At 70.6% G+C, this 13273-nt stretch carries 12 protein-coding genes; 8 read left to right on the top strand and 4 right to left on the bottom strand.

Features of this window, described 5'->3' with window-relative positions; genetic code table 11:
* The first annotated feature begins 46 nt into the window (after window positions 1-46).
* From ACIOKD_RS07600 to ACIOKD_RS07610, 3 genes are all read left to right on the top strand, one after another.
* Window positions 47-970: an ABC transporter ATP-binding protein gene (locus ACIOKD_RS07600; protein WP_402079624.1), complete on the top strand. Its 924-nt coding sequence runs from the start codon at window positions 47-49 to the stop codon at window positions 968-970.
* On the top strand, window positions 967-1782 hold the full coding sequence (locus tag ACIOKD_RS07605) for an ABC transporter permease (RefSeq protein WP_402079627.1): 816 nt from the start codon (window positions 967-969) through the stop codon (window positions 1780-1782). The genes ACIOKD_RS07600 and ACIOKD_RS07605 overlap by 4 nt, the downstream gene beginning before the upstream one ends.
* Window positions 1783-1846: 64 nt before the next feature.
* Window positions 1847-2854, top strand: coding sequence for a heme A synthase (locus tag ACIOKD_RS07610; protein WP_402079630.1), 1008 nt, complete (start codon window positions 1847-1849; stop codon window positions 2852-2854).
* Window positions 2855-2858: 4 nt separating this feature from the next.
* On the opposite strand, the gene ACIOKD_RS07615 is transcribed toward ACIOKD_RS07610, so the two are convergent.
* The 4 genes from ACIOKD_RS07615 to ACIOKD_RS07630 form a co-directional block, all read right to left on the bottom strand.
* Window positions 2859-3659 (bottom strand): nucleotidyltransferase, encoded by an 801-nt coding sequence (locus ACIOKD_RS07615; RefSeq protein WP_402079633.1) that lies wholly within the window; start codon window positions 3657-3659, stop codon window positions 2859-2861.
* 18 nt (window positions 3660-3677) lie between these two features.
* Window positions 3678-4784: an amidohydrolase family protein gene (locus ACIOKD_RS07620; RefSeq protein WP_402079635.1), complete on the bottom strand. Its 1107-nt coding sequence runs from the start codon at window positions 4782-4784 to the stop codon at window positions 3678-3680.
* Between the two features lie 80 nt (window positions 4785-4864).
* Complete coding sequence (locus tag ACIOKD_RS07625; protein WP_402079638.1) at window positions 4865-5206, bottom strand: hypothetical protein; 342 nt, start codon at window positions 5204-5206, stop codon at window positions 4865-4867.
* 79 nt (window positions 5207-5285) lie between these two features.
* The gene (locus tag ACIOKD_RS07630; RefSeq protein ID WP_402080655.1) at window positions 5286-6242 is read right to left on the bottom strand and encodes a heme o synthase; all 957 of its coding nucleotides are present in this window, start codon (window positions 6240-6242) and stop codon (window positions 5286-5288) included.
* Between the two features lie 355 nt (window positions 6243-6597).
* On the opposite strand from ACIOKD_RS07630, the gene tkt reads away from it, so the two are divergent.
* Genes tkt through pgl form a run of 5 tightly spaced genes read left to right on the top strand, consistent with a single transcriptional unit; the run spans window position 6598 to window position 13259 of the window.
* Window positions 6598-8685 (top strand): transketolase, encoded by a 2088-nt coding sequence (tkt, locus tag ACIOKD_RS07635; protein WP_402079640.1) that lies wholly within the window; start codon window positions 6598-6600, stop codon window positions 8683-8685.
* 33 nt (window positions 8686-8718) lie between these two features.
* Complete coding sequence (gene tal / locus ACIOKD_RS07640) at window positions 8719-9837, top strand: transaldolase (RefSeq protein WP_402079643.1); 1119 nt, start codon at window positions 8719-8721, stop codon at window positions 9835-9837.
* 1 nt (window position 9838) lies between these two features.
* Complete coding sequence (gene zwf, locus ACIOKD_RS07645; RefSeq protein ID WP_402080658.1) at window positions 9839-11365, top strand: glucose-6-phosphate dehydrogenase; 1527 nt, start codon at window positions 9839-9841, stop codon at window positions 11363-11365.
* The gene (gene opcA, locus ACIOKD_RS07650; RefSeq protein WP_402079646.1) at window positions 11362-12480 is read left to right on the top strand and encodes a glucose-6-phosphate dehydrogenase assembly protein OpcA; all 1119 of its coding nucleotides are present in this window, start codon (window positions 11362-11364) and stop codon (window positions 12478-12480) included. Before zwf ends, opcA begins: the two co-directional genes overlap by 4 nt.
* Window positions 12477-13259, top strand: coding sequence for a 6-phosphogluconolactonase (gene pgl, locus ACIOKD_RS07655; RefSeq protein WP_402079648.1), 783 nt, complete (start codon window positions 12477-12479; stop codon window positions 13257-13259). The genes opcA and pgl overlap by 4 nt, the downstream gene beginning before the upstream one ends.
* Window positions 13260-13273 lie beyond the last annotated feature (14 nt).

Here is a 13273-nt window from a genome sequence, read left to right on the forward strand (position 1 = left end):
GCCCGGCCGTCCCTAGACTTGGCGACCATGCGAAGTGAGGCCGCCCATGCGAAGTGACCCCGTCGTCCAGGTCAGCGGTCTGGTGAAGCGCTACGGCGGCAAGACCGCTGTGGACAGCCTGGATCTGGTGGCCCGGACGGGCATCACGGCCGTACTGGGACCCAACGGCGCGGGCAAGACGACCACCGTCGAGAGCTGCGAGGGATACCGGCGCCCCGACGCCGGAACGGTCCGGGTACTGGGCCTCGACCCGGTGCGCGAGGCCTCGGCCCTGCGCCCCCGGATCGGAGTGATGCTCCAGACCGGCGGCGTCTACTCCGGCGCCCGCGCCGACGAGATGCTCAGGCATGTGGCCAGGCTGCACGCGCACCCGCTGGCCGTGGACGCGCTGATCGAACGCCTGGGCCTCGGCAGCTGCGGCCGGACGACGTACCGACGGCTCTCCGGCGGCCAGCAGCAGCGCCTCGCGCTCGCCATGGCCGTCGTCGGACGCCCCGAGCTGGTCTTCCTGGACGAGCCGACCGCGGGCCTCGACCCCCAGGCACGCCGGGCCACCTGGGACCTCGTACGCGATCTGCGCGCCGACGGGGTCTCGGTGATCCTGACCACGCACCACATGGACGAGGCCGAGCAGCTCGCCGACGACGTGGCGATCATCGACGCCGGCCGGGTCGTCGCGCAGGGCTCCCCCGAGGAGCTGTGCCGCGGCGGCGCCGAGAACACCCTGCGGTTCGGCGGGCGCCCCGGCCTGGACGTGGCCTCCCTCCTCAAGGCCCTCCCGGCGGACTCCACGGCGGTCGAGCTGACGCCGGGCTCGTACCGGGTGGGCGGCAAGATCGATCCGCAGCTGCTCGCGACCGTCACGAGCTGGTGCGCCCAGCACGGGGTGATGCCGGAGAAGATCTCCGTGGAGCGGCACACCCTGGAGGACGTCTTCTTGGAGCTCACCGGTAAGGAGCTGCGCGGATGAGCGCGGAAACGACGGGAACGGGACCGGGAACGGGCGCCCGGTCGACGGCCGCGGGCACCTACGCGCCGAGGCCGGGAGCGGCTCCGCTGCCCCGCATGATCGCGGCGCAGGCGGCGCTCGAAACGAGGATGCTGCTGCGCAACGGCGAGCAGCTGCTGCTGACGGTGATCATCCCGACGCTGCTGCTCGTGCTGTTCAGCGCGGTGGACATCGTCGACACGGGCGACGGCGAGGCAGTCGACTTCCTCGCGCCGGGCATCCTCGCGCTGGCCGTGATGTCGACGGCGTTCACCGGCCAGGCGATCGCGACGGGCTTCGAGCGGCGGTACGGCGTGCTGAAGCGGCTCGCCGTCTCCCCGCTGCCCCGCTGGGGCCTGATGACGGCCAAGACCCTCTCCGTACTGGTCACGGAAGTCCTCCAGGTGCTCCTCGTGACGGCGATCGCCCTCGCGCTGGGCTGGTCCCCGCACGGCAATCCCTTCGCCGTGCTGCTCCTGCTGGTCCTGGGCACGGCGGCGTTCTCGGGGCTCGGCCTGCTGATGGCGGGGACGCTGAAGGCGGAGGCCACGCTGGCCGCCGCGAACCTCGTCTTCCTGCTGCTGCTCGTCGGCGGCGGCGTGATCGTCCCGCTGGACAAGTTCCCGCCGGGGGCGCAGGACGTCCTCGGTCTGCTGCCGATCTCGGCCCTCTCGGAAGGGCTGCGGGACGTGCTCCAGCACGGGGCCGGGATGCCCTGGGGCAATCTCGCGATCCTGGCCGTGTGGGCGGTCGTGGGCCTGGCGGCGGCCGGCAGGTTCTTCCGCTGGGAGTGACGGCACACGGACACGCGGCCCCAGCGAGGGGGCTCGTGAACGCGTGCACAAGCTGCCCCCTACGATGGTTCCCGTGCCGAACGTGACCCGAGCGGACGCCGCTCAAGCCGTGCGCAACCCACTCGCCTTCATCGCCGGGCGCTGGACCCCGTCCCCCCGGACGGTCCGGCGCGCCGCTCTCGCCGCTCTTGTCATGGCGGTACTGATCGTGGTCACCGGTGGTGCCGTCCGGCTGACCGGCTCGGGCCTCGGCTGCCCGACCTGGCCCAAGTGCACCGACGACTCGCTCACCACGACGAGCGCGATGGGCGTGCACGGCGTCATCGAGTTCGGCAACCGCATGCTGACGTACGTCCTGTGCGCCGCGGTCGGCTGGGCGATCATCGCCGCGCGCTCGCAGAAGCCGTACCGCCGCAGCCTCACCCGACTCGGCTGGACGCAGTTCTGGGTCGTCATGAGCAACGCGGTCCTCGGCGGGATCGTCGTCCTCGTGGGCCTGAACCCGTACACGGTCGCCGCGCACTTCCTCCTCTCCACCGCCCTGATCGCCGTCGCCACGGTGATGTGGCAGCGCACCCGGGAGGGTGACGACTCACCCCGTCCGCTGGTCGGCGAGCCGGTGCGGCAGATGGGGTGGATCCTGGTCACCGCCACCGTCCTGCTGATCGCGGTGGGCACGGTCGTGACCGGCGCGGGCCCGCACGCCGGCGATTCGAGCGAGGTCCACCGCATCCCGCTGAACTGGGAGAACGTCACCAAGCTGCATGCCGTCCTGGCCTGGATCGTGGTCACACTGGCCTTCGCCCTGTGGTTCGTCCTGAAGGCCGTCGACGCTCCCCGGGGCCCCCTGCAGCGCACCCGCGACCTCTTCCTGGTACTCCTCGCGCAGGGTGCCATCGGCTACGTCCAGTACTTCACCGATCTGCCCGAGGTCCTGGTCGGCCTCCACATGTTCGGCTCCTGCCTGGTGTGGATCGCCACACTCCGCGTCCTGCTGGCACTGCGGGAACGCCCGGAGGCCGTGGCGGACCTGCCGGGCCAGTCGACGGAGTCGGCGCTCAGCCGCACCTGACCCGTCACGAGGGCGTGTACGCGGCCACGAGGCGGTCGATCGCCGGGCCGAGGTAGTCCCTGGTCAGCCGGCCTCTGCGGGCCACCCACTCCTGGACCTCCCGGATCTCCTGGACCTTCTGGACCGGCGTCACCGGCGCCCCCGGCTCCGGGTAGCGCCGCTGCCGGATGTCCGTGACCACCTCGACGGGGGCGCCCAGACCGGGCAGCAGGTCCAGGGCCTCGCGCTTGGTGATCAGTCGGCCGTCCTTCAGAGTGACCGCGGCACGCGCGTGGGTGGTCATGCCGACGTCCACCCAGGCGTCCTGGGTCCAGTTGCCGACGCGGTCCACCTCGCGGCGCCAGAAGTCCCGCTGGTCCCGGACCACGAACGCGGCGAGTTCAGCGTCCGTCACCGGCGGCAGCAGGGTCTCGGGCCGCTCGCCGGACAGGACCAGTCCGAAGGCGTGCAGCTCGCGCCGGGTCACCGGTGTGACCGGCCGCCTGAAGAGCCGCTCGTGCGCCCAGGTGAGGTGCCGACGCTCCGGATCGGCCGCCGTCCCGGGCGTCAGATAGCTGCAGTGCAGCTTGGCGACGAGCGGTTCGTCGCGCAGCCGGGCGTGCAGCCGGGCCGTCCGCCAGACCGTTCTCGCGGTGATCGGGCCGTCCAGGACCACGATGAGGTCCAGGTCGCTGCGGCCCTCCTGGTAGTCGTCACCGCCCAGCGCGCCGAGCGAGCCGTGTGCCCACACGGCCACGGGGTCGAGGCCGCGGAGTTCGGTGCGGAAGCGGTCGAGGAGCCGGTCGGTCGCGTCGCTGCGAGTCATGCGCCCAGTCTGTGCACCTCACCGCACTCCGTACACCCGCTTCGCGTTGCCCGCCGCGATCAGTCCCGCGACCCGCTGCGCGTCGACCAGCGACCAGGCGCCCTCGGCCACCCAGGCGCCCAGCACCCGGGCGAGCGCCTCACGGAAGAGACGTGCGCCGACCACATGGAGTTCGGGCAGTCCATGGGCCCCGCTGGAGAACAGCAGCTTGCCGAAGGGGGCGAGCTCCAGGATCTCCGAGAGCACGGCCGCCGCCCGCGCGCCGGTACGCACGAGCGCGGCGCCCAGGTCGGCGTACACATGCGGGAAGACCCCGGCGAGGTGCGCCGCGTGGCGGTGGTACGGGTAGCCGTGCAGCAGCACCAGGTCGGTGCCGAGCCCGGCCGTGGCGCGGGCGAAGTCGGTGAGCAGGACGGGGTCGGTACGGTCGATGCGCAGGCCGGACTCGCCGAGCCCCGCATGCAGCTGGAGCGGGCGGCCGGAGGCGACGGCGATCCACAGCAGATGCCTGAGCAGAACCGGATCGCTCAGCGCGCCGCCCACCCGGCGGCCCGCCAGCCAGCGGCCCACGGCGCCGCGTACCTCTCCGGGTCCTGGCGGTTCGGGCGCGAGCGCCAGTCCGTGCCGTACGCCCGCCACCGAGGTGAAGGCCACCGCGGTCGCGGCGGCCCCGTGCACCGACTCGGCGAGGTTGGCGAGAAACGACTCGACGGTGCCGGAGGTGTCGGCGACCTGCTCGGCGAGGAGTTCGAGACGGACGATCTCATGGGCGTCGGCGGCCCCCGTGGAGGCCATCTCGCCGGGACCGGTCAGATCACCCGGCAGTCCGGTGTCGACCAGATACGTCGTGATGCCGCTCCCCCGCAGCAGCTTGCGTCCCGCCTCAAGGACGCCGAGCTCACGGCGGCGTGCCAGATAGCGGGCGGGCGCGCAGTGGGGTTCGAGACCCAGCAGAGGAGGGCACCAGCGGCGTACGGCGAAACCGGTCTGGGTGTCGAAGAACGTGGTGCCGGCGGCGGGCGGGCCCTCGCCGCGGGCCAGGTGGGCCTCGAAGGTGCCGAGGCCCAGCTCCGTCCGCAGTACGCCGTGGCAGTACTGGTCCACCAGCGACGGCGTTTCGATCATCCGGACCTCCCCCACGTGTGGCTCCGCCTTGTGCAGGGCCTAACGGGGGAGGTGCGTCGTCGGGTGCGGGTCCGCGCCTCTTACGGGCGCCCCTGACGGGGCTTGGGGCCGCCCACCTGGATGCCCGCCATGCGGGTCCACTCGTACGGTCCTGTCCTGACCCTGTTCGCGAAGTCGCCGTCGAAGGCCTCATGGACGGTGATGCCGGACTGCTTCACGGCTTCCTCGGCCAGGGCGTGGGTCGGGGCCACGAGGTCGCCCCACTCGCCGTCCTCCCCCACGAGAACGATCCGGGCACCCTTCTGCCCGAGATACGCGATCTGCCCCTCGGCTCCACCATGGGCCTCGGCGAAGGAGGAGATCTGCTTGACGAGCTTGCCCGTACGCCGCCCGCCGCCGTCAACCTGCTGAATATCTGCCATACCCAGATGCTACCGACGAGTAGCACCGTCAGGGGTGCGGGGAACGGCGCAATCCATGTGTTTTCAGGGACGCGGGGCGTCACCGCAAGAAGGGGTCCACCGCAACCGCCACGAACAGCAGCGAGACATACGTGATCGACCAGTGGAACAGCCGCATCTCCTTCAGCTTCGCCCCCACGGCCCCACCCTTGGCCCGCGACTGCAACCCATGGGCCTCCCAGAGCCAGAAGGCTCCGGTCACCACAGCCACCAGGGTGTAGAACCACCCCGTGTAGCCGAGCGGAGTGAGAAGCAGGGAGACGGCCACCATGGCCCAGCTGTAGAGGACGATCTGCCGCGCGACGACCTTGTTCGAGGCGACGACGGGCAGCATCGGCACGCCCACGCGCGCGTAGTCCTCCCGCACCTTCATGGACAGCGGCCAGTAGTGCGGCGGCGTCCAGAAGAACATGACGAGGAAGAGGATGACCGGGGCCCACGACATGGAGTTGGTGACGGCCGACCAGCCGATGAGTACGGGCAGACAGCCGGCGATCCCACCCCACACGATGTTCTGCGACGTACGCCGTTTGAGGATCATCGTGTAGACGACGACGTAGAAGAGGAGGGCTCCCAGCGACAGCCAGGCCGACAGCCAGTTGACGGTCAGGCCGAACAGCAGCGTGGAGACCACGGCGAGCGTGACGCCGAAGGCGAGGCACTCGCGGGGGCTCACCATGCCGGTGACGAGCGGGCGCTGCGACGTACGTTCCATGAGCGCGTCGATGTCACGGTCGATGTACATGTTCAGCGCGTTGGCGCCACCGGCGGAGAGGTAGCCGCCGAGGCAGGTGAGGAGCACCAGCTTCAGGTCGGGCACCCCCTGCTGCGCCAGGAACATCACGGGCACGGTGGTAATCAGCAGCAGTTCGATGATCCGCGGCTTGGTGAGAGCGACGAACGCCATGACCCGGGCCCCGAACGGCCGGTGGTTCGTGCCCTTGCTCGTCCCACCGGTTACTCCCGCTGGACGGGATTCGACGGCCGTCACGCACACCCCTGACAGAGACATCCCAGCGAGCCCCGGGTGTGAACTCCCGGTAAAGGCTCACGCGTACCACGCCACTGTAGACGTTGCCCAGACCCCGGCCTTCGCGGGGGTCAGGTCGTGTTGAAAGGGTCGCGCGAAGGACTGATCGGCTTCGGATTGAGCAGTCGGACGAGCGGCTCCGTATTCACTTGCCGAATACGGAACCCGCCGGTCGGGAGGCGGAAGAGGGCAAGTCCCGGCAGTCTGGAATGACTCGAAAGAATGCGCGTTGCCACGGGGGTAGGCTCGACAGCGAGCCGGTGGGCGCCGCGTGCACCGGCATTCGACATGTGCAACATGTGGAGAGGAGCCCTGACCCAGGGTGAGCACCAAGCCGACCACAACAGACATCGAGTGGACCGAATTGGACCAGCGGGCGGTCGACACCGCCCGCATCCTGGCCGCCGACGCCGTACAGAAGGTCGGCAACGGCCATCCGGGTACGGCGATGAGTCTGGCACCCGCCGCGTACACCCTCTTCCAGAAGGTGATGCGGCATGACCCGGCGGACGCCGACTGGACCGGGCGCGACCGTTTCGTGCTGTCCGCCGGCCATTCGTCCCTGACTCTCTACACGCAGCTGTACCTGGCCGGCTTCGGTCTGGAGCTGGACGACCTGAAGTCGTTCAGGACATGGGGTTCGAAGACCCCGGGACACCCCGAGTACGGGCACACCACCGGCGTGGAGACGACGACCGGGCCGCTCGGCCAGGGTGTCGCCAACGCGGTGGGCATGGCGATGGCCGCCCGTTACGAGCGTGGCCTGTTCGACCCGGAGGCGGCCCCCGGCACCTCCCCGTTCGACCACTTCGTCTTCGCGATCGCCGGTGACGGCTGCCTCCAGGAGGGCATCTCCGGCGAGGCGTCCTCGATGGCGGGCCACCAGAAGCTCGGCAACCTGGTCCTGCTGTGGGACGACAACCACATCTCGATCGAGGGCGACACCGAGACGGCCGTCTCCGAGGACACCCCCAAGCGGTACGAGGCCTACGGCTGGCACGTCCAGCGCGTGGAGCCGCAGGAGAACGGCGACCTCGACCCGGCCGCGCTGTACGCGGCGATCGAGGCCGCGAAGGCCGTCACGGACAAGCCGTCGTTCATCGCGATGCGCTCGATCATCGCCTGGCCCGCCCCGAACGCGCAGAACACCGAGGCCGCCCACGGCTCGGCGCTCGGCGACGACGAGGTCGCGGCCACCAAGCGGGTCCTCGGCTTCGACCCGGAGAAGTCCTTCGAGGTCGCCGACGAGGTGCTGGCGCACGCGCGCAAGGCGCTCGACCGCGGCCGTGAGGCCAAGGCCGAGTGGGAGAAGGGCTTCGCCGCGTGGCGGACCGCCAACCCGGAGCGCGCCGCCGAGTTCGACCGCATCGCCGCGGGCGAGCTGCCGGCCGGCTGGGAGGAGAAGCTCCCGGTCTTCGAGACGGGCAAGGGCGTCGCCACGCGTGCCGCGTCCGGCAAGGTCCTCCAGGCCCTCGGCGCGGTCATCCCCGAGCTGTGGGGCGGCTCGGCCGACCTCGCGGGCTCGAACAACACGACCATCGACAAGACGTCGTCGTTCCTCCCGGCGGACAACCCGCTCCCCGGGGCGGACCCGTACGGCCGCACGATCCACTTCGGTATCCGCGAGCACTCCATGGCCGCGGAGATGAACGGCATCGCGCTGCACGGCAACACCCGTATCTACGGCGGCACCTTCCTGGTGTTCTCCGACTACATGCGCAACGCCGTCCGCCTGTCCGCGCTGATGCACCTGCCGGTGACGTACGTGTGGACGCACGACTCCGTCGGGCTCGGCGAGGACGGCCCGACCCACCAGCCGGTCGAGCACCTGGCCTCGCTGCGCGCCATCCCCGGACTGAACGTCGTACGGCCGGCCGACGCCAACGAGACCGCGCTCGCGTGGCGCGAGATCCTGCGCCGCTACACCAAGGTCTTCGGCAAGGGCAATCCGCACGGTCTCGCGCTGACCCGCCAGGGTGTTCCGACGTACGAGGCCAACGAGGACGCGGCGAAGGGTGCCTACGTGCTCTTCGAGGCGGACGGCGGCGAGCCCGAGGTCATCCTGATCGCCACCGGTTCCGAGGTGCACGTGGCCGTCGAGGCACGTGAGCGGCTGCAGGCGGCGGGCACCCCGACGCGGGTCGTGTCCGTGCCGTGCGTGGAGTGGTTCGACGAGCAGGACCAGGGGTACCGGGACTCGGTGCTTCCCCCGTCCGTGAAGGCGCGGGTCGCGGTCGAGGCCGGTATCGGTCTGACCTGGCACCGCTTCGTCGGGGACGCGGGCCGCATCGTTTCCCTGGAGCACTTCGGTGCTTCGGCCGACGGCAAGGTCCTCTTCCAGGAGTTCGGCTTCACTGCCGAGAACGTGGCCGCCACAGCGCGGGAATCGATCGCCGCAGCCCAGCGCTGACGCTGACATACAACAGTAGGAGATGCATTTTCCATGACAGACGCACTGAAGCGCCTCTCCGAGGAAGGCGTCGCGATCTGGCTGGACGACCTGTCGCGCAAGCGGATCACGTCCGGCAACCTCGCCGAACTGATCGACCAGCAGCACGTCGTGGGCGTCACCACCAACCCGTCGATCTTCCAGAAGGCGATCTCGCAGGGCGACGGCTACGACCAGCAGCTCTCCGACCTCGCCGCCCGCAAGGTCACGGTCGAAGAGGCCATCCGCATGATCACGACGGCGGACGTCCGTGACGCCGCCGACATCCTGCGTCCGGTCTTCGACTCGACGCAGGGCCAGGACGGCCGGGTGTCGATCGAGGTCGACCCGCGTCTGGCGCACAACACCAAGTCGACCGTCGCCGAGGCCAAGCAGCTCGCCTGGCTCGTCGACCGGCCGAACACGCTCATCAAGATCCCGGCGACCAAGGCGGGCCTGCCCGCGATCACCGAGACGATCGCGCGGGGCATCAGCGTCAACGTCACGCTGATCTTCTCCCTTGAGCGCTACCGCGAGGTCATGGACGCGTACGTCACGGGCCTGGAGAAGGCCAAGGACGCCGGTCTCGACCTCTCCAAGATCCACTCGGTGGCGTCGTTCTTCGTGTCCCGCGTGGACACCGAGATCGACAAGCGCCTAGACGCCCTCGGCACCGACGAGGCCAAGGCCGCCCGCGGCAAGGTGGGCCTCGCCAACGCGCGCCTCGCCTACCAGGCGTACGAGGAGGTCTTCACCTCGGACCGCTGGGCGGCCCTGGACAAGGCGCAGGCCAACAAGCAGCGCGCGCTGTGGGCCTCGACCGGCGTCAAGGACCCGGCCTACAAGGACACCCTGTACGTCGACGACCTGGTCGCGCCGAACACGGTGAACACCATGCCGGAGGCGACCCTGTTCGCCGCCGAGGACCACGGCAGCATCACCGGCAACACCATCGCCGGTACGTACGAGCAGGCCCGCGCCGAGATCGACGCGGTCGAGAAGCTCGGGATCTCGTACGACGAGGTGGTCCAGCTGCTGGAGGACGAGGGCATCGAGAAGTTCGAAGGCGCCTGGAACGACCTGCTCAAGTCGACCGAGGCGGAACTCAAGCGCCTCGCCCCCTCGGAGGGCTGAAATCTTGTCAAGCAGCAATCCGCTGCGTGACCCGGCGGACCGACGGCTCCCGCGTATCGCGGGGCCGTCGGGCCTCGTCATCTTCGGGGTCACGGGCGATTTGTCCCGTAAAAAGCTCATGCCTGCTGTTTATGACCTTGCCAACCGCGGCCTGCTGCCGCCGGGCTTCTCCCTCGTCGGCTTCGCACGCCGCGAGTGGGCGAACGAGGACTTCGCCCAGGAGGTCCACGACGCCGTCAAGGAACACGCCCGTACGCCGTTCCGTGAGGAGGTCTGGCAGCAGCTCATCCAGGGGATGCGCTTCGTCCAGGGCACCTTCGACGACGACGACGCGTTCGAGCGGCTGCGCGAGACGATCGGTGAACTGGACAAGGCACAGGGCACGGGCGGCAACTTCGCCTTCTACCTGTCCGTGCCGCCGGGCGCGTTCCCGGTGGTCATCCAGCAGCTGAAGAAGCACGGTCTCGCCGACCAGACGGGCGGCTCCTGGCGGCGCGCGGTCATCGAGAAGCCCTTCGGCCACGACCTCAGGTCGGCCGAGGACCTGAACACCACCGTCGAAGAGGTCTTCGCCCCGGACCAGGTCTTCCGCATCGACCACTACCTGGGCAAGGAGACGGTCCAGAACATCCTGGCGCTGCGCTTCGCGAACCAGATGTTCGAGCCGGTCTGGAACCGGTCGTACGTCGACCACGTACAGATCACGATGGCCGAGGACATCGGCATCGGCGGCCGGGCCGGCTACTACGACGGCATCGGCGCCGCCCGTGACGTCATCCAGAACCACCTGCTCCAGCTGATGGCCCTCACGGCCATGGAGGAGCCCGCCTCCTTCGACGCGGACGCGCTCGCCGCCGAGAAGACCAAGGTGCTCGGCGCGGTGCGGCTGCCCCAGGACCTGGGCGAGAGCACGGTCCGCGGTCAGTACGCCGAGGGCTGGCAGGGCGGCGAGAAGGCCGTCGGCTACCTCCAGGAAGACGGTATCGACCCCAAGTCGAAGACCGACACGTACGCGGCCATCAAGGTGGAGGTCGACAACCGCCGCTGGGCGGGCGTCCCCTTCTATCTGCGCACCGGCAAGCGCCTCGGCCGGCGTGTCACCGAGATCGCGGTCGTCTTCCAGCGTGCCCCGCACTCCCCCTTCGACCACACGGCGACGGAGGAGCTGGGCCAGAACGCGATCGTCATCCGCGTCCAGCCCGACGAGGGCATCACGGTCCGCTTCGGCTCCAAGGTGCCCGGCACCTCCATGGAGATCCGGGACGTCTCGATGGACTTCGCGTACGGCGAGTCGTTCACGGAGTCGAGCCCCGAGGCGTACGAGAGGCTGATCCTCGACGTCCTCCTCGGCGACTCGAACCTCTTCCCGCGCACCGAGGAGGTCGAGCTGTCCTGGAAGATCCTCGACCCGATCGAGGAGTACTGGGACAAGCACGGCAAGCCCGCGCAGTACCAGTCGGGCACCTGGGGGCCCGTCGAGGCCGACGAAATGCTCAAGCGAGACGGACGGAGCTGGCGTCGGCCATGAAGATCGATCTCACGGACACCACGGCCAGCAAGATCAACAAGGCGCTCGTGAAGGGCCGCCGGGCCATCGGCACACCGGCCGTCGGCATGGTGCTCACCCTCGTCATCGTCACCGACGAGGAGAACGCCTACGACGCCCTGAAGGCCGCCAACGACGCCTCACTCGAACATCCCTCGCGCACCCTCGTCGTCATCAAGCGTGTCTCGCGCTCGCCCCGCGACCGCACGAAGTCGCGCCTGGACGCCGAGGTGCGGGTCGGCGCGGACGCGGGCACCGGCGAGACGGTGATCCTGCGGCTGTACGGCGAGGTCTCGGACCACGCCCAGTCCGTCGTCCTGCCCCTGCTGCTCCCCGACGCGCCGGTCGTCGTCTGGTGGTCGGTCGACGCGCCCCGCGATCCGGCGGGCGATCCGCTGGGCGCCCTGGGCCAGCGCCGGGTCACCGACAGCTACGCGGCGGAGAAGCCCGTCGAGGAGCTGCGGGGCCGCGCCGAGAGCTACGAGCCGGGCGACACCGACCTGGCATGGGCCCGGATCACCCCGTGGCGTTCCATGCTGGCCGCCGCCCTCGACCAGGTCGACTGCGAGGTCGTCTCCGTCGAGGTGGCTGGCGAGGAGGCCAACCCGAGCGTCGAGCTGCTCGCCATGTGGCTGGCCGACCGGCTCCACGTGCACGTGCGCCGTGCCGTGTCCGCGGGCCCCGGTCTGACCCAGGTCCGCCTGGAGACGACCGGTGGCCCCATCACCCTGCACCGGTCGGACGGCTCCATGGCCACCCTGGCCCTGCCCGGCCAGCCGGACCGCGCGGTGGCGCTCAAGCGCCGCGAGACGTCCGAGCTGCTCGCGGAGGAGCTGCGCCGGCTCGACCCGGACGACACGTACGCGTCCGCGCTGCGGTTCGGGGTGGACCGGCTGGGCGGCATCCAGTCGCCCTCGCAGCGGCCCGAGGCGTCCACCTGGACCCCGGGGGAACTCCCGGTCCGCCCGGTGCACGACACCCCGGAACCGGCCACGAAGCCGGCAGGGGCCGTGGCCGGGACAGGAACGGGCGAGGGAGAGTCAGGGCGCCCCACCCCCGCCCAGATGCCTCCGGTCAAGAAGGCGGACCCGCAGTGAGCACTCCTCAACTGGTCGTCCACCGCGACAAGGAACTGATGGCCCAGGCCGCCGCGGCCCGGCTCATCACGAAGGTCGTGGACGCGCAGGCCTCGCGCGGTCACGCCTCGGTCGTGCTGACCGGTGGCCGCAACGGCAACGGCCTGCTGGCCGCGCTCGCGGCGGCGCCCGCCCGGGACGCCGTCGACTGGAGCCGGCTCGACCTGTGGTGGGGCGACGAGCGGTTCCTGCCCGAGGGCGACCCCGAGCGGAACGTCACCCAGGCCCGCGAGGCACTCCTCGACTCGGTACCACTGGACCCGAAGCGCGTGCATGCCATGCCCGCGTCGGACGGTCCCTGGGGCGCGGACGTGGACGCGGCGGCGGAGGCCTACGCGTCCGAACTCGCGTCGGCCGCCGGGCCGGAGAACCACGCTCCTGTCCCGTCCTTCGACGTGCTGATGCTCGGCGTCGGGCCGGACACGCACGTGGCGTCGCTGTTCCCGGAGCTTCCCGCTGTCCGCGAGAGGGAGCGGACGGTCGTGGGTGTGCGCGGTGCGCCGAAGCCGCCGCCCGTCCGTGTCACCCTCACGCTGCCCGCGATCCGGGCGGCGCGGGAGGTGTGGCTGCTCGCGGCGGGCGAGGACAAGGCGGAGGCGGCGGCGATCGCGCTCTCGGGCGCGGGCGAGATCCAGGCGCCGGCGGCGGGCGCGCAGGGCCGCGGCCGCACGCTGTGGCTCCTGGACGCGGCGGCCGCGTCCCAGCTCCCACGCGCGCTGTATCCGCCGGCTTCACCCTGACGGATGGGGAAGGG

Origin of the sequence: Streptomyces sp. NPDC087844 (assembly GCF_044742785.1) — a bacterium.
In the GTDB taxonomy this organism is placed as follows: domain Bacteria; phylum Actinomycetota; class Actinomycetes; order Streptomycetales; family Streptomycetaceae; genus Streptomyces.

Bases quoted from the DNA above. Each gene is read 5' to 3' on its own strand.
- ACIOKD_RS07600 (WP_402079624.1), top strand. From the start codon at position 47: ATGCGAAGTGACCCCGTCGTCCAGGTCAGCGGTCTGGTGAAGCGCTAC.
- ACIOKD_RS07605 (WP_402079627.1), top strand. From the start codon at position 967: ATGAGCGCGGAAACGACGGGAACGGGACCGGGAACGGGCGCCCGGTCG.
- ACIOKD_RS07610 (WP_402079630.1), top strand. From the start codon at position 1,847: ATGGTTCCCGTGCCGAACGTGACCCGAGCGGACGCCGCTCAAGCCGTG.
- ACIOKD_RS07615 (WP_402079633.1), bottom strand. From the start codon at position 3,659: ATGACTCGCAGCGACGCGACCGACCGGCTCCTCGACCGCTTCCGCACC.
- ACIOKD_RS07620 (WP_402079635.1), bottom strand. From the start codon at position 4,784: ATGATCGAAACGCCGTCGCTGGTGGACCAGTACTGCCACGGCGTACTG.
- ACIOKD_RS07625 (WP_402079638.1), bottom strand. From the start codon at position 5,206: ATGGCAGATATTCAGCAGGTTGACGGCGGCGGGCGGCGTACGGGCAAG.
- tal (WP_402079643.1), top strand. From the start codon at position 8,719: ATGACAGACGCACTGAAGCGCCTCTCCGAGGAAGGCGTCGCGATCTGG.
- opcA (WP_402079646.1), top strand. From the start codon at position 11,362: ATGAAGATCGATCTCACGGACACCACGGCCAGCAAGATCAACAAGGCG.